Origin of the sequence: Rathayibacter sp. AY1C5 (genome assembly GCF_002931705.1) — a bacterium.
In the GTDB taxonomy this organism is placed as follows: Bacteria; Actinomycetota; Actinomycetes; order Actinomycetales; family Microbacteriaceae; genus Rathayibacter.
This window is the reverse complement of record NZ_PSWD01000002.1, coordinates 39,038-60,255: the sequence shown is the minus strand read 5'-3', so window position 1 is coordinate 60,255 and position 21,218 is coordinate 39,038. Positions and strand designations below refer to the sequence as shown.

Below are 21,218 nucleotides of genomic sequence, written 5' to 3'. Positions count from 1 at the left end.
CAGCAGAAGAGACGGCTGCTCGATCAGCAGGCCGCCCGAGCCCGACGCGCGCAGCCACCGCGGAGGCGGGCGCTCGTAGACTGGGGGCATGCCTCCGATCGTGCACGGATTCGACTGGCCCGATCGCGTCGTCGTGGGGACCGTCGGCTCACCCGGCTCGCGCTCCTTCTACCTCCAGGCCAAGACCGGGCCCCGCGTGGTCAGCGTCGGCCTCGAGAAGCAGCAGTCGGCCCTCCTCGCCGAGAAGATCGACGAGATCCTCGACCAGCTGATGACCGCCCAGGGCAACCCGGTCAGCGTCCCCGCCGGCACTCCCCCGGAGCTCGTCGACAACGACCCGCTCGACCAGCCCGTGGAGCCCGAGTTCCGCGTCGGCGGTCTCAGCCTCGGCTGGGACCCGTCCACCGCGCAGATCGTGATCGAGGCCTACCCGCTGACCGAGGCGGAGGACGACTCCGAGGAGGAGCCCGAGCCCACCGAGATGCTGCAGGTGAAGATCCCGGTCGGAACGGCGCGCGCCTTCGCGAAGCGCACCCTCGAGGTCGTCGGCGCCGGACGTCCGCTCTGCCCCCGCTGCGGCGAGCCGATGGATCCCGACGGGCACGACTGCCCGCTCGCATGAGCGACCCGGGCGGGCTCGACGGCGAGCTGGAGCTGGCCGGCCGGATCACGATCGCCTCGAACGCGACGTTCCTCGCGCAGCTCGGCGAGACGTCCGTCGTCTACAAGCCGATCTCGGGCGAGAAGCCGCTGTGGGACTTCCCGGACGGCGTGCTCGCGGGCCGCGAGGTCGCCGCGTACCTCGTCTCGGAGGCGCTCGGCTGGAACGTGGTGCCGCGCACGTGGCTCCGCGACGGTCCGCTCGGGCCGGGCATGGTCCAGCTCTGGCAGGACATCGATCCGGACCAGGACGCGGTCGACCTGGTGCCCGCCGACGCCGTGCCCGACGGATGGCGGCACGTCCTCGACGGCAGCGACGAGGAGGACCGCGACATCTCCCTCGTGCACGAGGACTCGACGGCGCTGCGCCGGATGGCCGTGTTCGACGTGGTCGCCAACAACGCGGACCGGAAGGGCGGGCACGTGCTCGCGCTGCCCGACGGCCACCGCTACGGGGTCGACCACGGCCTCACCTTCCACTCCGAGCACAAGCTGCGCACGGTCCTCTGGGGCTGGATCGGCGAACCGCTGCTCGAGGAGGAGCTGACGGCGCTGGCGCTCCTGCGCGCGCAGATCGACGGACCGCTCGGCGAGGCGCTCTCGGAGCTGCTCACCGAGGACGAGGTCGCCGCGTTCGCGAAGCGCTGCGAGCGGCTCGGCTCCTTCGGCCGCTTCCCAGGCCCGCGGGGCGGGATGCCCGCGGTGCCCTGGCCGCTGTTCTGAGCCGGGCGCGGTCGGAACTCAGGACGAACGCCTCCGGAGCGGCGGAGACGCGCTGATCCTCAGGCGCGGGAGCGGGTCCCTCCTGCATCCTGAGCGGCTCAGAAGCTCCAGCCGCGGCCGAACAGCTCCTCGCCCGGCGTCCCGCCGCCTCCCGGACCCGCGCCGCGAGCGCCGAGGTAGGAGGAGACGACGGCCGCTCCCAGGTCCTCCGCCTCCGGGTTCACCACCGAGCCGCCGACCCGGCGGGCGAGCGAGTCGATGAAGCGCGCGAGGCCCGGGTCGTCGCCCAGGCGGAAGAACGTGGTGTGCGCGCCGAGGCGGAGCGACGCGTCGAGCTCGCGGACCGCGACGGCGACCGTCAGCGGGTCCGGCGGGTAGTCGAAGAAGACGCCGCCGTCGGGCTCGAGGTGCGCGGTCGGCTCGCCGTCGGTGACGATGAGCAGCACCGGCTGCGCGTTCGGGTGCTTGCGGAAGTGCCGGTTGGCCAGCAGCAGCGCGTGGTGCAGGTTCGTGCCCTTGTCCCACTCGGCGTCCAGGCCCACCAGCTGCTCGACGTCCATCACCTCGGCGCGTCGGCCGAAGGCGACGAGCTGCAGCGCGTCTCCGCGGAACCGGCTGCTGATCAGGGTGTGCAGGGCGAGCGCGGTGCGCTTCATCGGCACCCAGCGGCCGTCCATCGCCATCGAGAACGAGGTGTCGACGAGGAGCGCGACACAGGCCTGCGTGCGCGCCTCCGTCTCCTGCACCTCGACGTCGTCGATCAGGATGCGCACCCCCGAGCCGACCGGCCGGCCCTCGCCGGCGGTGCGGGTGAGGGCGTTGGTCACCGTGCGGGGGATGTCCCAGGCCTCGGTGTCGCCGAACTCCCACGAGCGCGTCGCTCCGGAGCGCTCGCCCGCCGCGCCCGCGCGCCGGACGTCGCGGGCGCCCTGACGGCCGGAGACGGTCTCGGCGATGTCGCGCAGGAGCGCTTTGCCGAGCTGGCGCATGGCCTTCGGGCTGAGGGCGAGGCAGCCGTCGGAGCCGCGGCGCAAAGTCCCGGAGTCGCGCAGGGCCCGCTCCAGGCGCTTCAGCGTCTGCGCGTCGACGGAGGCGTCCTCGCCGAGGCGCTTCGCCAGCAGGTCGAGGTCGAGGTCGTCGAGGGAGGAGCGGTCCGTCTGCGCGAGCTGGTCGGCGAGGGCGTCGAGGTCGGCCAGCTCCTGGAACACGCCCGTCCCGTCGCCGAGGCCGAGCCCCTGCTCGCCGTCCATCCGCTCGGAGCCGCCCCAGTCCTCGCCGGGACGGAGCCCCCGCAGGGTCTCGTCGAGGCGGCCGAGGGACTGCATGAGCTCCGGCGTGCCGAAGGCCTCCTGGGCGAGGGCGTCGAGCTCGGCGCGCTGCTCGGCGGTCATCGAGTTGCGCATCCGCTGGGCCGCCGCCGCGCGGGCGGCGAGCGCGTCGATCAGCTCGTCCACCGATTCCGGGCCCTCGGGGAAGTACTCGCCGTGCTGCTCCATGAAGGCGTCGAACTGCTCGGGGGTGTCCTCCCCGCGCGCGTGCGCCTCGAGCAGCTCGTTCAGGTCGCGGAGCATCGCGTCGATCGCGGCGCGGTCCTCGTCGCTCGCGTTCTCGAGGGCCTGCTTCATCCCCTCGAAGCGCTGATCGAGCATCTCGCGGCCCAGGAGCTCGCGGATCCGCTCGAAGTCGGCGCGCGCCTCGGGGCTCTGCCAGCGGTAGTCGCGGAGCTCCGAGACGGCCGCGGCCGGCGAGGGCGGGAGGCTGTCGAGCTGGATCTCGGCGAGCGCGCGGTCGCCGTCGTCCATCTGCGTGTCGCGGGCGAGCTGCTTGCGCTCGGCGAGGACGGCCTTGTCGAGGAGCTCGCGGATCTCGCGGAGCGTACCGTCGAGGTTGTTCCTCTGCGTGAGCTCGCGACGCCGCTCGGCGACGCGGGCTGCCAGGTCGTCCAGGCCCTCGCGGTCGCGGGTGCCCCGGCGGAGGAACTCGCGCAGGGCGCGCTCGGGCGAGGTGCCGCCCATCACGTCCTCGCCGATCGCGTCGAGGGCCTCCTTCAGGTCGACCGGAGGAGCGAGCGGATCGGGTCCCCCGTCGTACTTCGCGTAGCGCGCGTCGCGCTTCAGCCGCCGGTTGCCGCGCGGAGCATCAGCCATAGACGGCCTCGCCCCCGCCCGTCTCCTTGCTCAGCTTGCGCGAGAGGTAGAGGCCCTCGAGGGCGAGCTCGACCGCTCCGGCGCGGCGCCCCTCCCCCACGGCGTCGAGGCGCTCGGCGACCTCGTCGTACACGCGGGCCTCGCCCAGCAGCGGAAGGCCGGCCAGGAACTCGCGGGCGGTCACCTGCTCGCCGGTCGTGATCATCGCGCCGTTCTCGACCGCCTCGACGAGCGGCCCGAGGTCGACGCCGCGCAGGTGGGCGCGGACGGTCTCGGCGGTGGCCTGACGGAGCAGGTGGTCGAGGATCTCGTCCTCGCGGCCCTCCTCCCCCGACTCGAACTCGATCTTGCCGCCGAGCACGTCGACGGCGGTCTCGAGGTCGATGGGGCGGGCGACCGCCTCCTCCTCGCCGCGGCGGGTGGCGCGGTGCAGGGCGGCGGCGGCGATGGTCTCGGCGCCGGCGATGGCGAAGCGGGCGCTGACACCGCTGCGCTGATCGACGGAGCTCGACTCGCGCAGGGCCCGCGTGAAGCGGGCGAGGATCTCGATGAGCGCGTCGGGCACGGTCGCGACGAGGTCCGCCTCCTGCCGGATGACGGCGACCTCGTCGACGAGGGCGGTCGGGTAGTGGGTGCGGATCTCGGCGCCGAAGCGGTCCTTCAGCGGCGTGATGATCCGGCCGCGGTTCGTGTAGTCCTCCGGGTTCGCGCTCGCGACGACGAGGACGTCGAGGGGGAGGCGGAGGACGTAGCCGCGGATCTGGATGTCGCGCTCCTCCATCACGTTGAGCATGGCGACCTGGATCCGCTCGGCCAGGTCCGGCAGCTCGTTGATCGCGACGATGCCGCGGTGGCTGCGCGGGATGAGGCCGAAGTGGATGGTCTCCGGGTCGCCCAGGCTGCGGCCCTCGGCCACCTTCATCGGGTCGACGTCGCCGATGAGGTCGGCGACGCTGGTGTCGGGGGTGGCCAGCTTCTCGACGTAGCGCTCCTCGCGGGGCTTCCACCCGACGGGCAGGTCCTCGCCCAGCTCCTCCGCGCGGCGGCGGCTCTCCGTGGTGATCGGCTCGTAGGGGTGCTCACCGAGCTCGGACCCCTCGATGACGGGCGTCCACTCGTCGAGCAGGCCGACGAGGGTGCGCAGGAGGCGGGTCTTGCCCTGGCCGCGCTCGCCCAGCAGGACGATGTCGTGGCCGGCGATGACGGCGCGCTCGACCTGCGGGATGACCGTCTCGGCGAAGCCGTGCAGGCCCGGCCAGGGATCGCGGCCCTCGCGCAGGGCGTCGAGCAGGTTGTCGCGGATCTCGGTGCGGAGGCTCTTCTGCACGTGCCCGGAGGCACGGAGCTGGCCGAGGGTCTGGGTCGTCGGGCGCATCACCTCGGCAACGCTACGCCGCAGGTCCGACACGTGGTGGAGGTGCGGCGGATTCGCGGCGCGGGCTTGCGCGGGGGCCGCGCCGCGGACGGCTCAGCGCTCGAGGCGCGGGGCGGCGGCGAGCAGGCGGCGCGTGTACTCCTCCTGCGGTGCGGCGAGGAGCGACGCGGCCGGCCCCGCCTCGACGATCCGGCCCTCGCGCATCACCGCGATGCGATCGCTCATGTGGGCGATCACGCCGAGGTCGTGCGAGATGAGGAGGAGGGCGAGGCCGTGACGGCGCTGCAGGTCGTCGAGCAGGTCGAGGATCTGCGCCTGCACCGACACGTCGAGGGCCGAGACGGGCTCGTCGCAGATCAGCACGTCGGGGCGCGTCGCCAGCGCCCGGGCGATCGAGACGCGCTGGCGCTGACCGCCGGAGAGGGTCCGCGGCGAGCGCCGCTCCAGGGCGGGGTCGAGCCCCACGCTCTCGAGCAGCGCGGGCACGGAGGCGGCGCCGGCGTCGCGGAGGAGGCGGCCGACGCTCCAGCGCGGGTCGAACGAGGAGAGGCTGTCCTGGTAGACGGCGCCGATCCGCGGGCGGCGGGGACGGCGGGAGCGCTCGGTCGCTGCCGACCACGGCTCGCCGAACAGCTCGACGGCGCCCGCGTCCGGACGCCGCAGCGCCAGCACGAGCCGGGCCACCGTGCTCTTGCCCGACCCGGACTCGCCGACGAGCCCGACGGTCTCGCCGCGCCGCAGCCGGAGGTCGACGTCGTCGACCGCGACCCGCACTCCTCCGCCGGGCAGCGGGAAGCGGGCGGCGAGTCCGCGGGCCGCGACCACGACCTCGCCGGGGGTCTCGGGCGGGGTCGCCGGTGCGGTCGGGTCGGTGAGCCGGGAGCCGCGCGGGCGCCCGGCGGGGACGGCGGCCACGAGCGCGCGGGCCTCGGGGCTGCGGGGCGCGCGCAGCACCTCGGCCGCGGTCCCCTCCTCCACCACGCGGCCGTCGGCGAGCACGAGGATGCGGTCCGCGAGGCCCGCCACCACCGCGAGGTCGTGCGAGACCAGGACGAGCGCCCGGCCGCGCGCCTTCTGCTCGGCGAAGAGCTCGAGCACGCGGGCCTGGACGGTGACGTCGAGCGCGGTGGTCGGCTCGTCGGCGACGAGCAGCGGCGGATCGAGTGCCACGGCCGCCGCGAGGAGGGCGCGCTGGCGGAGCCCGCCGGAGAGGTCGCCCGAGCGCTCCCGCATCCGCTCGGCCGGCTCCGGCATGCCGACGCTCGCCAGGGCCTCGACCGTCCGCTGCGCGCGCTCGGCCGCGGGGAGGCGGCCGTGGAGGCGGAGCACGTCGCCGATCTCGCGGCCGATCGGGCGCAGCGGGTCGAGCGAGAGCAGCGCGTCCTGCGGGACGAAGCCGACGGATCCGCCGCGCAGCCGCCGCAGCTCCCGCTCGCCCGCTCCGACCACCTCGGTCCCGCCGACGCGGACGCTCCCGGTCACGGCGCCTTCGCTCAGCCCCAGCAGCGCTCGCGCGGTGACGCTCTTGCCCGACCCGGACTCGCCGACGATCGCGACGCACTCCCCCGGCTCCACGCGGAACGAGACCCCGTGCACCACCTCGACTCCGTCGAAGGCGACCCGGAGCCCCTCGACGACGACCGCGCTCACCGCGCACCCCGCAGACGCCCGCCGAGGATCGTCGTCGCGATCGTGGTCAGCACGATCGCCAGTCCCGGGAACACGGTCAGCCACCACGCGCTCGAGAGGTAGGTGCGGCCCGCCGAGAGCATCGCGCCCCACTCCGGCGCGGGCGGCTCGGCGCCCAGGCCCAGGTAGCTGAGGGCCGAGGCCCAGACGATCGCCTGGCCGACGCCGAGGGTCGCCAGCACGGCGAGCGGCCCGAAGGTGTTGGGGAGGACGTGCCGGACGAGGATGCGGACGGGTCCGTGCCCCAGCACGCGCGCCGCCTCGACGTAGCCGGAGTCGCGGATGCCGAGCAGCTGCGTGCGCAGGATGCGGGCGTACCCCGGCGCGGTGGAGAGGCCGACCGCGATGGTGGCGGGGACGACTCCGGGACCCGTGACCACGATCACGAGCAGCGCGAGCAGGAGTGCGGGGAAGGCGAAGAGCACCTCGAGCACGCGGCCGATCACGCCGTCGACGACGCGGCCGCCGAACGCCGCGACCACCCCGAGCACCGCGCCGAGGACGAGGCCGATCACGGTGGCGCTGGCGCCGATCAGGAGGGACGCGCCCGCCCCTGCGATGAGGCGGCTGAGGACGTCGCGACCGGACTCGTCGGTGCCGAGCAGGTGCGCGGCACCCGGTGGGGTGAAGGCGTCGCGCGGGGCGACGGCGAGCGGATCGGAGGGGGCGAGCAGCCCGGGCGCGACGGCGGCGAGCAGGAGCAGCACCACGAAGACCGCGGCCAGCACCTCGCCGGCGCGGAGGCGGGAGGGACCCCGGCGGAGCGGGCGGGCGGCGCGCAGTTCGAGCTCGCTCACGCGACCGCCTCCCGCCGGGCCAGCCGCGGGTCGATCACGCGGGTCAGCAGATCGGTGGCGAGCGTCACGACGATGTACGCCAGCGCCGTGACCAGCACGACACCCGTCACCACCGGCACGTCACGGACGGTCACCGCCGCGAGCAGAGTCCGGCCGAGCCCCGGCCTCGCGAAGATCGTCTCGACCACCACGGCCCCGCCGATCAGGTAGCCGAACGCCCAGCCCGAGAGCGAGACCCCTGGCAGCACCGCGTGGCGCAGGGCGTGGCGGGCGCGGACGCCGAACCCGCCCTCGCCGCGCGCCCGAGCGGCGAGCACGAACGGCGACTCCAGCGCGTCGAGGAGGGAGCGGCGCATCACCTGGCCGAGGAAGCCCGCCAGCGGGATCGCGAGGGTGAGCGTCGGCAGCACCAGCCCGGCGGGCGACCCGGTGCTGACCGGGGGCAGCCAGCGCAGCGCGGTCGCGAAGACGGCGATCAGCACGGTCGCCAGCCAGAAGTGCGGGAGCGCGGCCGCCGTGAGCTCGAGGCCGGACCCGATCGCGGCGGCGAGCCGGCCGCCCCGGGTCGACCAGAGGGCGGTCGCCAACGCGAGGATCCACGCGGCGGTCAGCGCGAGCACGGCGAGCAGGAGGGTGCCGGGCAGCTGCTCGCCGAGGATCTGCGCGACGGGAGTGCGCAGGGAGTAGGAGGTGCCGAGGTCGCCGCGCGCGAGCCTGCCGAGCTGCACCAGGTACTGCACGAGGAGCGGCTGGTCGAGGCCGTACTGCTCCCGCACCGCGGCGAGCGCCTCGGGCGACGCCTGCGAGCCCGGACCGCCGAGGATCGCCTGCGCCGGATCGCCGGGGACAAGGCGGATGAGGACGAAGACGGCGGTCGCGACGGCCCACAGCACCACGAGGGCGCCACCGAGGCGGAGGAGCACGCGACGGATCATGCGGGCGGGCGTCCTCTCTGGTCGGGGCGGTGGAGGGGGGCGTCGTCGAGGTCCGTTCCCTCCGGAGCACGCGATGCGCGACCGACGGCGGCTACCCGACCAGCATGGAGGACGGACCCCTGCTGATCGAGCAGCCCGCGGAGCGGGCGCATCGAGATCCGCCCGTCCGATCGCGGGGTCTCGGTGCGCCGCCGCGGCGACTACTCGACCGGCATGCGTCCGCTCTTCGATCGGTGCAGGCGGCTCTCCGGGGCCGGGTCAGACCCAGGCGTCGGCGAACCAGGGGGTCGACACGGTGTCGAGGGCGACGAGGCCCTGGACGGCCGACCGGTGCAGGTAGTGGTTCTGCTGGTCGTAGAGCGGCAGGATCCAGTAGCCCTCGAGGACGATCCGCTGCGCCTGCTCGTACAGGTCGGCGCGGGCGTCCTCGTCGGTCGTGGCGCTCGCCTGCTCGAGCAGCGAGTCGAGCGCGGGGTCGGCGATCTGCGCGTGGTTGGCGAAGTAGCCGCTCGGCGCGGGGGTGATGCCCGAGGAGGAGTAGAGGATCCGCAGAACGTCGGGTCCGACCTTCGTGTACGGGGCGCTCACCAGCTCGTACTCGTTCGACGCGAGCGCGGTGTACCAGCTCGACAGGTCGAGCAGGCTGATCCGCACGTCGAAGCCGAGGGTCTTCGCCGAGGCCTGGATCTGCTCGAACAGCGACTGCTCGGCCGGGATCGACTGGTTGGTGCTGACGGGGAAGCGCAGCGTCAGCGGCGTGCCGTCCTTCTCGCGGATGCCGTCGCCGTCCGAGTCCACCCAGCCGGCCTTCTCGAGCAGGTCCTCGGCGGCGGCCGTCTCGGAGTCGGACCCGGCGTCCTCGAAGAGCGACGGGTCGGAGTACGCGGTCGCCTCGCGGCTGGACAGCGGGGAGTAGGAGCGCTCGGCGGTGCCGAAGAAGAGCGAGTCGATCGCGTCGTTCACGCCGACGCCGCGGACGAACGCCTCGCGGACGGACTCGTCGTCGAACGGCGCCTGGCCGGAGTTGAGCTCGAGGCGGTTGACCGAGCCGGGCCGGGGCGCGTCGAGCTCGACGAGGTCCGTGGCTCCGGTCGCGGCCTTCAGAGTGTCGGGCTGGGCGTTGTCGAGCACGTCGACCTCGCCCGACTGCAGCGCCGCGTAGCGGGTGGCGGAGTCGGGGATGAAGCGCCAGGTGATGCTCGCCAGGTGCGCGGGGCCCTCGTGGCCGTCCCCGGTCGGGCCGGTCGAGGCGTCGTAGGCCTCGTTGCGGGTGAGGGTCACGTGGTCCTGCCTGACCCACTCCGAGACGGTGAAGGGGCCGGTGCCGACGGGCGCCTCGCAGTTGGCCTCCTCGCCGCGGGCGATGCCGGCGGGCGACTCGATCGCGGTCCACGGCTGCGCGAGCGACTCGAGCAGCGCGCTGTCCGGCGCGGTCAGGGTGAAGCGGGCGACGGTCGGCGAGACCGCGGTGACGGAGGCGACCTTCGCCACGGCGAGGTAGCCGGTGGAGGACTTGGTCGCCGGGTCCTGCAGGTGCGCGATGTTCGAGGCGACCGCCTCCGCGTCGAGGGCGGTGCCGTCGGTGAAGGTCACACCCTCGCGCAGGGTGAAGTCGTAGCTGAGCGCGTCGTCCGAGACGGTCCACGACTCGGCCAGCCACGGCGTGATGGTGCCGTCGGCGTCGCGCGAGACGAGCGACTCGAGCACCTGCGTCGCGAGGAGCGCCTGCGGGTAGTTGCCGCCGACGTGCGGGTCGAGGCAGGTGGGCTCGGCGTCGCCGGACGCGTAGGTGAGGGTCCCGCCGTCGACGGGGGTGCTGGAGGCGTCGGGCGTCTCGGCGGTGCAGCCGCTGAGCAGGAGCGCGGCGGCCGCGACGGCGGCGGGGAGGGCGAGGAGGCGGGAGCGCAGCGGCATGACGTCTTTCGTGGAGGGGTCGAGGGTGCACGCGTTTCTTGGACGCGACCCAGGAAACGCTAGCAGGGCGTGGAGGCGGCGGGCGGGGATCGCTCGGATCCGTGGAGGAGCGCCCGCATCCCGCGCTGGGGAGGGACGAATCGCGCTGGCGGAGATCCCCGACGCGCCTGTCGGTGGGGATCGGCCTCCGCTCTCCTACTGTCGACGCATGACCTCCGCCGTGCTCGCCCTCCTGTTCGGCTCCGCCGTCGCCCTCGTGGGCCTCGTGCCCTGGGCCGCCCTGCAGTACCGGCGGCGCGGCGTCCTCGGGATCGGCAACGCGGTGCTGGCCTTCGCCGCCGTGGTCTACGCGCTCGCCCTCGTCACCTACACGCTCCTCCCCCTGCCCGACGAGGCGACGGTCGCCGCCGCCTGCCGCACCGGATCGGGTCCGCAGCTGCGCCTGTTCGCCTTCGTCGGCGACATCGCGAAGGAGGGCGGGATCGACGGGCCCCGCGCGCTGTTGACGAACCCCGCGTCCGCGCAGGTGCTCCTCAACGTGGTCTTCTTCGTCCCCCTCGGGATGCTCGTCCGCCACCTCGCTCTGCGCGGGCGCCTCGTCGCCGGGATGATCGGCGGCACCGCCGTCGGCTTCGCCGTCTCGCTCCTCATCGAGGTCACGCAGCTCACGGGCGACTGGTTCCTCTACCCGTGCGCCTACCGGCTCTTCGACGTCGACGACCTGCTGGCCAACACGGCCGGCGCCCTGCTCGGCACCCTCCTCTCCCCCGTCCTCCTCCTCTTCACCCGCCGGACCGAGGGCGCGGTGCCGGAGCTGGCCCGCCCGGTCGCGATCCGCCGCCGCGCGTTCGGCATGTTCTGCGACGTTCTCGCGCTGAGCCTCATCACGGGCGCGCTCGTCTCGATCACCGGGGTCGGCCTCGTGCTCGCGGGGGTGGACACGCGCTCGAGCCCCGGGGACGTGGTTCTCGGAGCCCTGCCGTTCGTCGCTCCGCTGCTCCAGCTGGTGATCGTGCTGCGGTCCGGACGGACCCTCGGCGAGACGGTGGTGCGCCTGCGTCCCGAGCCGCGACCGCTCCTCTGGCAGCGGCTCGTGCGCTGGGCGGCGGGATCGGGCGGCTGGTCGACCCTGCTCGCCGTCGAGGGCGGGTTCTGGTCGCTGTTCGCCTTCGTCCTCGCGGCGGCCGCGATGATCGGCCTGGTCGCGACACGGGGCCGCCGAGGGACGGCGAACGCGCTGGCTCGCCTCGACGTCGTGGACGAGCGGGCGGCGGCGCCGTCCGCCGTCCGGAAGACGGACTGAGAGGAGCCTGCCGGACGCCCGGGCGAGCCTCCGATCAGACCGCCGCGCGGAGCCCCTCGACCAGGTCGTGCTGCGCCTCGCGGCCGGCCCGCGTGGGCACGAGCGGGTACACGTGGACCTGCCCGACGGCCTCGTGGAGCTCGAACGGGACCCCGGCGGCCGCCGCCCGCTCGGCCAGCACGTGGGCGTCCGGATTGAGGACGTCACGCGTGCCCGTGAAGACGGTGAGGGGGCCGAGGCCCGCCAGGTCGCCGAACAGCGGGCTGACCACGGGATCGAGCAGGTCGAGGGCGCCGCGCCAGCTCTCGGCGAGGACGCGACCGCCCGGGGTGCCGAGCCAGGGATCGGTCGGCTGCACCTCGGGGATCCGCGGGTTGCTCCAGGAGAGGTCGAGCGCGGGCGAGACGAGGGTCGTGCGCGGCAGGACCACCCCCTCGTCGCGCAGGGCGAGGGCCGTCGAGAGGGCGATCTGGCCGCCCGCAGAGTCGCCGGCGAGGCAGGTCGCCCCGTGCCGCTCAAGACTCCGCAGCACCAGGGCGCGGACACCGTCGCGCGCCTCGAGCGCCGTGCCGAAGGGCACGAGCGGGTAGATCGGGAGGGTCACCGCGACGGAGGCCTCGTCGGCGATGCGGGCGGCGAGCCACCAGTGCTGGGGCGCGATCTCGTTCACCCAGCCGCCGCCGTGGACGTAGACGACGCCGCCGCGGATCACCCGCGGGCGGATCGTGTAGACCGGCCAGGAGCCGACCTGCTCCACGTCGACGCGCACGCCGGGCCGGAGGCGGGGCGGCGGGCCGTAGGAGGCGGGACGGAGCGCGCGCTCCCGGATGCGGCGACGGGCTCCCTCCGCGCTGACGAAGGTGCGGTTCGCACGGGCGAGCCGGAGCGCGAGCGGGACGAGGGCATCGGGGACGACGAGCGGCATCGCCCGAGCATCGCGCACCCGGGTGCGCAGCGGCTGGGCGGTGACGGACTGCGCGGCTGCGGACTCCGCGGCGACGGACTCGGCAGCCGCCGACGCGGCAGCCACGGACTCCGCCGCCGATCCGCGGAGGGCGGAGGACGCAGCGCGGGCTCCGCGGACGGAGCGCCGGCACCCGCGGACGCAGCATCGGAGACCGCAATCGACGCCCGGGCACCCCGCGGACAGCACGACGGCCCGGCCCGTGGAGGGAGCCGGGCCGGGGCCGCCGGTCAGCGTGGTGCCTGCACGCCCGCGGAGCGCGGGTCGGCAGCGACCTCGCTGTCGCCGTGCGCTGCGGGTCAGCGGCGCGCGGCGGAGCGGCCGGCGAAGCGGGTGTAGACGAGCAGGACGATGATCGCTCCGATGATCGAGCCGATGATGCCGGCGGGCTGGAAGAAGCCGTCCATCGGGTCGTGCTGGAAGATCAGGAACCCGAGGAAGCCGCCGACGAACGAGCCGACGATGCCGAGCACGATGGTCATGCCGATGCTGATGCTCTGCTTCCCGGGGACGATGAGCCGGGCCAGCGCTCCTGCGATGAGTCCGACGACGATGAGGCTGATGATGAGACCGAGCATGGCGGTCGTCCTTCCGTTGTGCGAGCGGGGGCCCGCTGGTCGGTTCCGCGGTTGCGGGACCGGTGGCTACGCAACCACCCCGGAGGAGGCGGCGGTACACCCCTGGGGGTGTGCTCGCCCCGACGAGCCGTGCGGTAGCGTCCGACCATGACCCGCCGTGCGCCCCTGACCGTCGCGCTCGTCGACGACTACGACGTCGTCCTCACGGGCCTCGCGCACATGTTCGACCACTACCGCGACCGGGTGGTCGTCGCCGAGATCGACGCGAACGCCTCACTCTCCGACCGGATCGACGTCGTCCTCTACGACTCGTTCGCCCAGCCGGAGTCGGACCACCACGAGATCGCGGAGCTGGTGCGCAACGAGCGGGCCGAGCACGTGGTCGTCTACACCTGGAACTTCGCGCCGACGCTCATCGCGGACGCCCTCGAGCAGGGCGTCCACGGCTACCTCTCCAAGACCCTGCCGGCGCGGGAGCTGGTGGCCGCGCTCGAGCGGGTGGCGGCGGGCGAGGTCGTCGTCAGCGATCCTCCGCGGCGGGCGGGCAGCGCACCGGGCCTCGACTGGCCTGGCCGCCACGAGGGCATCACCGACCGGGAGTCGGAGATCCTCGCGCTCATCACGCAGGGCAAGAGCAACGCCGACGTCGCCGCGCTCACCTACCTCAGCCCCAACACGGTGAAGTCCTACATCCGCAGCGTCTACGGCAAGATCGGCGCGACCAGCCGCACGCAGGCCGTCCTCTGGGGCGTCGACCACGGCTTCACCCCCGACCACCACCGCATCGACCACTGGCTCGGCGGCCCCTGACCCGCGCCCGCGGCACGCCGCTCCGGTGCGCGACCCGCCGACGAACACGGACCGGAGCGGCATCTCGTGGGAGGGGACGGGGGCGCACGCACCGCTACGGTGTGGCCATGCCCCTCGACCGCGCGCCGACCATCCGCGACGTCGCGGTGCGGGCCGGAGTGTCGTACCAGACGGTCTCGCGGGTGCTCAACGACAGCCCCCAGCTGCGGCCTCGCACCCGGGAGCGCGTGCTCGCCGCGATCGAGGACCTCGGCTTCCGCCCCAGCGCCGCCGCCCGCGCCCTGGCGACGAGCCGCTCCGGCCTGATCGGGATCCTCGCCGCCGAGAGCCACAGCTTCTACGGCACCGCCACCGCGATGGCCGCGATCGAGCAGGCGGCGCGCGACGCGGGCTACCGGGTCCCGGTCGTGAACGCGGCGCCGGACGCGGAGTCGCTGGCCGACGGTCTCGCCCACCTGCAGCGGGAGTCGGTGGAGGCGATCGTGGTCCTCGCCCCGCAGGAGCGCGCGCTGGAGGCGATCGAGAGCCTCGCGATCGGCGTCCCGTCGGTGACGCTCGGCGCGACGGACCGCGGCGCCGACTCCCTGCTCCTCGTCGACCAGGCGGCCGGAGCGCGACTGGCCACCGAGCACCTCGTCGGCCTCGGCCACACCCGCATCGCGCACCTCGCCGGTCCGCAGCACTGGGTGGAGGCGCAGGCCCGGCTCGAGGGCTTCGGCGCCGGGATGAGCGCGGCCGGCCTCGACCCCGTCGCCGTCGTGGAGGGCGACTGGAGCGCCGAGTCCGGCTACCGCGCCGGCCTCCGCCTCCTCGACTCCTCGCCCCGGCCGACCGCGGTGTTCGCCGGCAACGACCAGATGGCCCTCGGACTCCTGCACGCCTGCACCGAGCGGGGACTGCGCGTGCCCGAGGACCTCAGCGTCGTCGGCTTCGACGACGTCCCCGAGGCGGCGCACTACCCGCCGCCGCTGACCACCATCCGCCAGGACTTCGCGGAGGTCGGCCGCCGCACGATCGGCGTCGTGCTCGCGGAGCTGCGCGGCGAGGAGCCCGCCGTCGACCGCCCGGTGCCGCCGGTGCTGGTGGAGCGGGCGTCGACGGCTCAGGCCTGAGCAGCACCGGCCCCCGCCTCACCCCGCGTGCGGCAGCAGCACCTCCACGCGCCCCTCGCGCACCCGCGTCTCGAACCGCGGCTGCGGCGAGGTGGCCGGCCCCCGCAGCACCTCGCCGGTCTCGAGCGAGAAGGCGCTGCCGTGCCACGGGCAGGCGACGCACGCCTCGCCCGAGCCGTCCGCCGAGACCTCGCCCTCGTCGAGCGGGCCCGAGAGGTGGCTGCAGACGTTCGAGAGCACGTCGATCCGCTCGCCCCGCCGGAAGGCGAGCAGGGGGAAGCCCGCGACCTCCCTCCTCATCGGCGTGCGCTCGGGCAGGTCCGCCAGGGCGCCGAGCTCCTGCCAGCCGGAGGGGAAGCGGTGCGGCACGTCCTCCGCGTGGTTCGCCCCCGCCGCCTGCCGGTAGCTGAGGTGGCCGCCCAGGTAGCCGCCGCCCGAGACGACGGCGAGTCCGAGCATCCCGAGCACCTTCCCGCTCGTGGTGCGCCCGCGGCGGCGCTGCACCCACGACGCGGCGTAGAGGCCCGTCGCGACCACGTTGGCCGCCGAGTGCACCAGCCCGACGCGGGTCTGCTGCTCGTGCAGCTCCGACCAGTCGGTGAAGCCGGAGGCGGCGGTCGGCAGGACGCTGATCACGCCGACGCCGACGAGGGTCCGCGCCGCCCGCTGGTTCCCCGGCAGCAGGTCGAGCACCGCCGCCGACACCCAGGCGCCGGTGGGAACGAGGACGAGCAGCGGATGGACGGGGTGGCCGACCGGGACGCCGTGCAGCAAGTCCCGCACCGGCTGCGGCCGGACCACCGCGTTCACGGCCCGCTTCACCCGGCCGACGAGCGGATCGAGGGCGGCGGCGTTCTCGAGGCGGGTGACGAGTCTGACGAGTCTGATCTCACGCATGCCTCATGCGACCAAGCGGGCGGCCCCGGCGGAAGGGGCTTGCGGCGGAGGAGGAGCAGTCGGACCCCGTCGGGCGGCCCCTCGCTTGCCGACCCCGAGCCGTTTCGCCTACGCTGACCCGGGGCTTTGTGAACGGTCACATCGCCCGAGCGAGGAGCATGATGGACCAGCGCAGGCCCACCCCCGCCGACGTGATCACGAGCGGCGCCACCGCCCTCGGCATCGAGCTCGGCTCCACCCGGATCAAGGCGTGCCTGGTCGACGCGGCCGACCCGTCCGTGGTCCTCGCCGTCGGCAGCCACGAGTGGGAGAACCAGTTCGTCGACCGCCGCTGGACCTACTCCCTCGACGCCGTCCACGCGGGCCTCCAGGCCGCCTACGCGGACCTCGTCGCCGACGCCTCGTCGCGCCACGGCGTGCAGCTCTCCTCCGTCGGGGCGCTCGGCGTCTCGGCGATGATGCACGGCTACCTCCCCTTCGATGCGGACGGCGGGCTGCTCGTCCCCTTCCGCACCTGGCGCAACACCAGCACAGGCCCCGCGTCGGCCGAGCTCACCGAGCTGTTCGGCGCCAACATCCCGCTGCGCTGGTCGCTCGCGCACCTGCACCAGGCGGTCCTCGACTCCGAGCCGCACGTCGAGCGGATCGACTTCCTCACCACCCTCGCCGGATACGTGCACTGGCGCCTCACCGGCGAGAAGGTCCTCGGAGTCGGCGACGCCTCCGGCATGGTCCCGACCGACCCGGCGACCCGCGACTACGACCAGCGTGTCGTCGACCTCTACGACGAGCGCGCGGCCGGCGCCGTGAAGCCCCTGCGCGAGCTGCTGCCCGCCGTGCTCCCCGCGGGCGCCGACGCCGGCTCGCTCACCGCCGAGGGCGCGCTCCTGCTCGACCCCACCGGCTCCCTCCGACCCGGCGCCCCCGCCTGCCCGCCCGAGGGCGACGCCGGCACCGGCATGGTGGCGACCAACTCCGTCGCCCCGCGCACCGGCAACGTCAGCGCCGGCACCAGCATCTTCGCCATGGTCGTCCTCGAGGGCCCGCTGGAGAGCGTGCACCACGAGCTCGACCTCGTCGCGACCCCCGCCGGCGACCTCGTCGCGATGGTCCACTGCAACAACGGAGCCAGCGAGCTCGCCGGCTGGGTCGGCCTGTTCTCGCGGTTCGCCGCCGCGTCCGGCGGACCCTCCGACAGCGACGCCGTCTACGGCACCCTCTTCGCCGAGGCGCTCGAGGGCGAGGCGGACGCGGGCGGACTGCTCGCCTACAACCACCTCGCGGGCGAGCCGATCGCCGGGCTCGTCGAGGGCCGCCCGCTCGTCGTGCGCACCCCCGACTCGCGCCTCACACTCGCCAACTTCATGCGCGCGCAGCTCTACGGCGTGTTCGGCACCCTGGCGCTGGGCATGCGCGTCCTCGCGGGCGAGGGCGTGCGGATCGACGAGATGTTCGCGCACGGAGGCATGTTCCGCACCGCCGGGGTCGCCCAGCGCTTCCTCGCCGGCGCGCTCGACGCCCCCGTCTCGGTCGCCGCGACCGCCTCCGAGGGCGGCCCGTGGGGCATGGCGGTGCTCGCCGCCTACCGCCTGCAGAGCGGAGTCGCGCTCGACGCGTACCTCACCGATCAGGTCTTCGGCGACTCCGGCTTCGAGACCGTCGCCCCCGACGCGGACGACGTCGCCGGCTTCTCCGCCTACCTCGAGCGCTACCGCGCCGGCCTCGCCGTCGAGCAGACCGCCGTCGAGACCCTCACCGACCCGCAGAACAAGGGAGCCACCGCATGACCACCCAGACCCCCGCCGTCGAGGAGGCGATCGCCCGCGTCCGCGAGGACGTCGCGCGGCTGCACTCCGAGCTCGTCCGCTACGGCCTCGTCATCTGGACCGGCGGCAACATCTCGGGCCGCGTGCCCGGCGCCGACCTCTTCGTGATCAAGCCCAGCGGCGTCTCCTACGACGACCTCGCGCCCGAGAACATGATCCTCTGCGACCTCGACGGGAACGTCGTCCCCGGCACCCCCGGCAGCGACCGCAGCCCCTCCAGCGACACCGCGGCGCACGCCTACGTGTACCGCGAGATGCCCGAGGTCGGCGGAGTCGTGCACACGCACTCCACCTACGCGACCGCGTGGGCGGCCCGCGCCGAGTCGATCCCCTGCGTCATCACCGCGATGGCCGACGAGTTCGGCGGGGAGATTCCCATCGGCCCGTTCGCGATCATCGGCGACGACTCCATCGGCCGCGGCATCGTCGCGACCCTCAGCGGCCACCGCTCGCGCGCGGTCCTGATGCAGAACCACGGCGTCTTCACCATCGGCAAGGACGCGAAGGACGCCGTCAAGGCGGCCGTCATGGCCGAGGACGTCGCCCGCACCGTGCACCTCGCGCGCCAGGGCGGCGAGCTCGTCCCCATCCCGCAGGAGTCGATCGACGCCCTGTTCGACCGCTACCAGAACGTCTACGGACAGAACCCCACCGGAGCCATCGCATGAGCGTGTACCAGAGCATCATCCCCGACCTCGCCACCCGCACCGTCTGGTTCCTGACCGGCAGCCAGGACCTCTACGGCGAGGACACCCTCCGCCAGGTCGCCGAGCAGTCGCAGGCCGTCGTCGCGCAGCTCAACGAGGCGAGCGCGATCCCCGTGACCGTCGAGTGGAAGCCGGTGCTGAAGAGCTCCGACGCCATCCGCCGCACCATGATCGAGGCGAACTCCGACGAATCCGTCGTGGGCGTCATCACCTGGATGCACACCTTCAGCCCCTCGAAGATGTGGATCCACGGCTTCGACGCGCTCGCCAAGCCGCTGCTGCACTTCCACACCCAGGCGAACGTCGCCCTGCCGTGGCAGGACATCGACTTCGACTTCATGAACCTCAACCAGGCCGCGCACGGCGACCGCGAGCACGGCTACATCCTCAGCCGGATGAGCGTGCCCCGGAAGACCGTCGTCGGCCACGCGAGCGACGCCCGCGTCACCGAGGCCATCGGCACCTGGTCGCGCGCGGCCGCCGGCTGGTCCGCCTCGCAGAGCATGAGAGTCGCCCGTTTCGGCGACAACATGCGCAACGTCGCCGTCACCGAGGGCGACAAGACCGAGGCCGAGATCCGCCTCGGCGTCAGCGTCAACACCTGGGGCGTGAACGAGCTCGTCGAGCGCGTCGACGCCGCCACCTCCGAGCAGATCGACGCCCTCGTCGCCGAGTACCTCGAGAGCTACGACGTGGTCCCCGAGCTGCTCCCCGGCGGCGAGCGCCACGAGTCGCTCCGCTACGGCGCCGCGGTCGAGATCGGCCTGCGCTCGTTCCTGGAGGAGGGCGGCTTCGAAGCGTTCACCGACAGCTTCGAGGACCTCGGCGGGCTCCGCCAGCTCCCCGGACTCGCCGTGCAGCGCCTCATGGCCGACGGCTACGGCTTCGGCGGAGAGGGCGACTGGAAGACCGCCGTCCTCATCCGCATCGCCGCCGTCATGGGCGCCGGCCTCCCCGGCGGCACCAGCCTGATGGAGGACTACACCTACGACATGACGCCCGGCGAGGAGCTCATCCTCGGCGCGCACATGCTCGAGGTGTCGCCGTCCCTGTCGTCGAAGCGCGCCTCGCTCGAGATCCACCCGCTGGGCATCGGCGGCCGCGAGGACCCGGTGCGCCTGGTCTTCACCGCCGACGCCGGCCCCGCCGTGGTGGTCGCCCTGAGCGACGTCCGCGAGCGCTTCCGCCTGGTCGCGAACAAGGTCCAGAACGTCGAGCCGCCCCAGACGCTCCCGCACCTGCCCGTCGGCCGCGCCGTCTGGCAGCCCGCCCCGGACTTCGGCACCAGCGCCGCCGCCTGGATCACCGCCGGTGCCGCGCACCACACGGTGATGACGACGCAGATCGGCCTGGAGGCGTGGGAGGACTTCGCCCGCATCGCCGGCGTCGAGCTCCTGGTGATCGACGAGTCGACCACCCTCCGCGGCTTCGAGTCCGACATCCGCTCGAACGCGGCGTACTACCGCCTGTCCCAGGGCCTGTAGATCCTGCGAGGCCGGACGGCCGGCTCCCTGCGGGGGGTCGGCCGTCCGTCGTTCCCGGCACGCCGCCGGGTCGGGGCGGGGGCCCGCCGCCGAGACCGGCCTGGATCGCGTCCGCGATCGAGGGCGGATCGCCCTCTCCGGCCCGTTCGGCGCCCGCTGCAGCGTCCCGGCCCCGGTTGCGGACGCGCTCGCAGCACGACGGAGGCCGGGAGGCCCGGACGGCCCTCGCGGGCAGTCGGTCCTTCCGGCCTCCGGGATGCAGGCGTGCGGCGGGCGGTCAGTCGCGCGAGGTCGAGAACGCCGCGTCGAAGGCGTCGGCCGGCGGCGTGATCGCGTTGAGCTTCCGCACGAAGGCCAGTGCCTCGGGGGCGCCGTCGAGGCGGTCCATGCCGGCGTCCTCCCACTCGACGCTGGTCGGGCCGGTGTAGCCGATCGCGTTGAGCGCGCGGAACACCGGCTCCCACGGGACGGCGCCGTGCCCGGTCGAGACGAAGGTCCACCCGCGGCGCGGGTTCGCCCACGGCAGGTGCGAGCCGAGGACGCCGTTGCGGCCGTCGAGGTTGGTGACCGACTCCTTCACGTGAACGTGGAAGATGTGGTCGGCGAAGTCGAGCACGAACGCGACGCTGTCGAGCTGCTGCCAGACGAAGTGCGACGGGTCGAAGTTGAAGCCGAACGAGGCGCGGTGGCCGATCGCCTCGAGGGTGCGCTTGGCGGTCCAGTAGTCGTAGGCGATCTCGCTCGGGTGCACCTCGAGCGCGTAGCGGACGCCGACCTCCTCGAAGACGTCGAGGATCGGGTTCCAGCGGTCGGCGAAGTCCTGGTAGCCGGCGGCGATCCACTCGTCGGAGGCGGGCGGGAACATGGCCACGCCCTTCCAGATCGACGAGCCGGAGAAGCCGTTGACCTGCGTCACGCCGAGCGCGGCGGCGAAGCGGGCGGTGTCCTTGAGGTCCTGGGCGGCGCGCTGCCGGACGCCCTCGGGGTCGCCGTCGCCCCAGACGCGGTCGCTGAGGATGTCGCGGTGGCGCTCGTCGATCGGGTCGTCGCAGACCGCCTGGCCGGTGAGGTGGTTCGAGATCGCGAACACCTGGAGGCCGTTGCGCTCGAGGATGTCCTTCCGGCTCTGCACGTACTCCGCGTCGTCCCAGCGCGCCACGTCGATGTGGTCGCCCCAGCAGGCGATCTCGAGGCCGTCGTAGCCCCACTCCCCCGCGAGGCGCGCCACCTCCTCGAAGGGGAGGTCCGCCCACTGGCCGGTGAAGAGGGTGATCGGTCGCGTCATCGCGGATTCCTA

General features: G+C 74.0%; 18 protein-coding genes. 8 read left to right on the top strand and 10 right to left on the bottom strand.

Annotated features, from left to right (window positions below; translation table 11 throughout):
• The first annotated feature begins 88 nt into the window (after positions 1 to 88).
• Both C5C57_RS02685 and C5C57_RS02680 read left to right on the top strand, forming a co-directional pair.
• Positions 89 to 622, top strand: coding sequence for a DUF3090 domain-containing protein (locus C5C57_RS02685; protein ID WP_104225051.1), 534 nt, complete (start codon positions 89 to 91; stop codon positions 620 to 622).
• The gene (locus C5C57_RS02680; RefSeq protein ID WP_104226043.1) at positions 619 to 1,383 is read left to right on the top strand and encodes an SCO1664 family protein; all 765 of its coding nucleotides are present in this window, start codon (positions 619 to 621) and stop codon (positions 1,381 to 1,383) included. Before C5C57_RS02685 ends, C5C57_RS02680 begins: the two co-directional genes overlap by 4 nt.
• A gap of 98 nt (positions 1,384 to 1,481) precedes the next feature.
• On the opposite strand, the gene C5C57_RS02675 is transcribed toward C5C57_RS02680, so the two are convergent.
• The 6 genes from C5C57_RS02675 to C5C57_RS02650 all read right to left on the bottom strand — a co-directional run bounded on the left by C5C57_RS02675 (position 1,482) and on the right by C5C57_RS02650 (position 10,240).
• The gene (locus tag C5C57_RS02675) at positions 1,482 to 3,530 is read right to left on the bottom strand and encodes a VWA domain-containing protein (protein ID WP_104297252.1); all 2,049 of its coding nucleotides are present in this window, start codon (positions 3,528 to 3,530) and stop codon (positions 1,482 to 1,484) included.
• Entirely contained in the window at positions 3,523 to 4,905 is a 1,383-nt protein-coding gene (locus C5C57_RS02670; RefSeq protein WP_104249672.1) for a magnesium chelatase, read from the bottom strand. The genes C5C57_RS02675 and C5C57_RS02670 overlap by 8 nt, the downstream gene beginning before the upstream one ends.
• A gap of 93 nt (positions 4,906 to 4,998) precedes the next feature.
• Entirely contained in the window at positions 4,999 to 6,555 is a 1,557-nt protein-coding gene (locus C5C57_RS02665) for an ABC transporter ATP-binding protein (RefSeq protein WP_104297251.1), read from the bottom strand.
• Positions 6,552 to 7,391 carry an ABC transporter permease gene (locus tag C5C57_RS02660; protein ID WP_104297250.1) on the bottom strand — a complete coding sequence of 280 codons (840 nt, stop codon included), beginning with the start codon at positions 7,389 to 7,391 and terminating at the stop codon, positions 6,552 to 6,554. The genes C5C57_RS02665 and C5C57_RS02660 overlap by 4 nt, the downstream gene beginning before the upstream one ends.
• Positions 7,388 to 8,326 carry an ABC transporter permease gene (locus tag C5C57_RS02655; protein WP_104297249.1) on the bottom strand — a complete coding sequence of 313 codons (939 nt, stop codon included), beginning with the start codon at positions 8,324 to 8,326 and terminating at the stop codon, positions 7,388 to 7,390. The genes C5C57_RS02660 and C5C57_RS02655 overlap by 4 nt, the downstream gene beginning before the upstream one ends.
• A 258-nt stretch (positions 8,327 to 8,584) precedes the next feature.
• Positions 8,585 to 10,240, bottom strand: a complete 1,656-nt coding sequence (locus C5C57_RS02650) for an ABC transporter substrate-binding protein (RefSeq protein ID WP_104297248.1) — start codon at positions 10,238 to 10,240, stop codon at positions 8,585 to 8,587.
• Positions 10,241 to 10,448: 208 nt separating this feature from the next.
• Here C5C57_RS02650 and C5C57_RS02645 point away from each other — a divergent pair, with 208 nt between their 5' ends.
• Complete coding sequence (locus tag C5C57_RS02645) at positions 10,449 to 11,543, top strand: VanZ family protein (protein WP_181069069.1); 1,095 nt, start codon at positions 10,449 to 10,451, stop codon at positions 11,541 to 11,543.
• Between the two features lie 34 nt (positions 11,544 to 11,577).
• Here the strand turns inward: C5C57_RS02645 and C5C57_RS02640 are convergent, their stop codons facing one another.
• Entirely contained in the window at positions 11,578 to 12,573 is a 996-nt protein-coding gene (locus C5C57_RS02640) for an alpha/beta hydrolase (RefSeq protein ID WP_258072035.1), read from the bottom strand.
• A 233-nt stretch (positions 12,574 to 12,806) separates the two neighbouring features.
• Positions 12,807 to 13,085 carry a GlsB/YeaQ/YmgE family stress response membrane protein gene (locus C5C57_RS02635; RefSeq protein WP_104225042.1) on the bottom strand — a complete coding sequence of 93 codons (279 nt, stop codon included), beginning with the start codon at positions 13,083 to 13,085 and terminating at the stop codon, positions 12,807 to 12,809.
• Between the two features lie 147 nt (positions 13,086 to 13,232).
• Between C5C57_RS02635 and C5C57_RS02630 the strand changes: the two genes are divergently transcribed.
• Together C5C57_RS02630 and C5C57_RS02625 are read left to right on the top strand one after the other, a co-directional pair.
• Entirely contained in the window at positions 13,233 to 13,895 is a 663-nt protein-coding gene (locus C5C57_RS02630) for a response regulator transcription factor (RefSeq protein ID WP_104225041.1), read from the top strand.
• A 107-nt stretch (positions 13,896 to 14,002) separates the two neighbouring features.
• Positions 14,003 to 15,007 (top strand): LacI family DNA-binding transcriptional regulator, encoded by a 1,005-nt coding sequence (locus C5C57_RS02625; RefSeq protein WP_104297246.1) that lies wholly within the window; start codon positions 14,003 to 14,005, stop codon positions 15,005 to 15,007.
• Between the two features lie 18 nt (positions 15,008 to 15,025).
• On the opposite strand, the gene C5C57_RS02620 is transcribed toward C5C57_RS02625, so the two are convergent.
• Positions 15,026 to 15,904, bottom strand: coding sequence for a Rieske 2Fe-2S domain-containing protein (locus C5C57_RS02620; RefSeq protein ID WP_104297245.1), 879 nt, complete (start codon positions 15,902 to 15,904; stop codon positions 15,026 to 15,028).
• Positions 15,905 to 16,065: 161 nt separating this feature from the next.
• On the opposite strand from C5C57_RS02620, the gene C5C57_RS02615 reads away from it, so the two are divergent.
• The 3 genes from C5C57_RS02615 to araA are packed head-to-tail and all read left to right on the top strand — an operon-like array spanning position 16,066 to position 19,921.
• Positions 16,066 to 17,691 (top strand): xylulokinase, encoded by a 1,626-nt coding sequence (locus C5C57_RS02615; protein WP_104297244.1) that lies wholly within the window; start codon positions 16,066 to 16,068, stop codon positions 17,689 to 17,691.
• On the top strand, positions 17,688 to 18,398 hold the full coding sequence (locus C5C57_RS02610; RefSeq protein ID WP_104224687.1) for an L-ribulose-5-phosphate 4-epimerase: 711 nt from the start codon (positions 17,688 to 17,690) through the stop codon (positions 18,396 to 18,398). The genes C5C57_RS02615 and C5C57_RS02610 overlap by 4 nt, the downstream gene beginning before the upstream one ends.
• The gene (gene araA, locus C5C57_RS02605; protein WP_104297243.1) at positions 18,395 to 19,921 is read left to right on the top strand and encodes an L-arabinose isomerase; all 1,527 of its coding nucleotides are present in this window, start codon (positions 18,395 to 18,397) and stop codon (positions 19,919 to 19,921) included. Before C5C57_RS02610 ends, araA begins: the two co-directional genes overlap by 4 nt.
• A gap of 277 nt (positions 19,922 to 20,198) precedes the next feature.
• Here the strand turns inward: araA and C5C57_RS02600 are convergent, their stop codons facing one another.
• Entirely contained in the window at positions 20,199 to 21,206 is a 1,008-nt protein-coding gene (locus C5C57_RS02600) for a sugar phosphate isomerase/epimerase (RefSeq protein ID WP_104226056.1), read from the bottom strand.
• Positions 21,207 to 21,218: the final 12 nt, after the last annotated feature.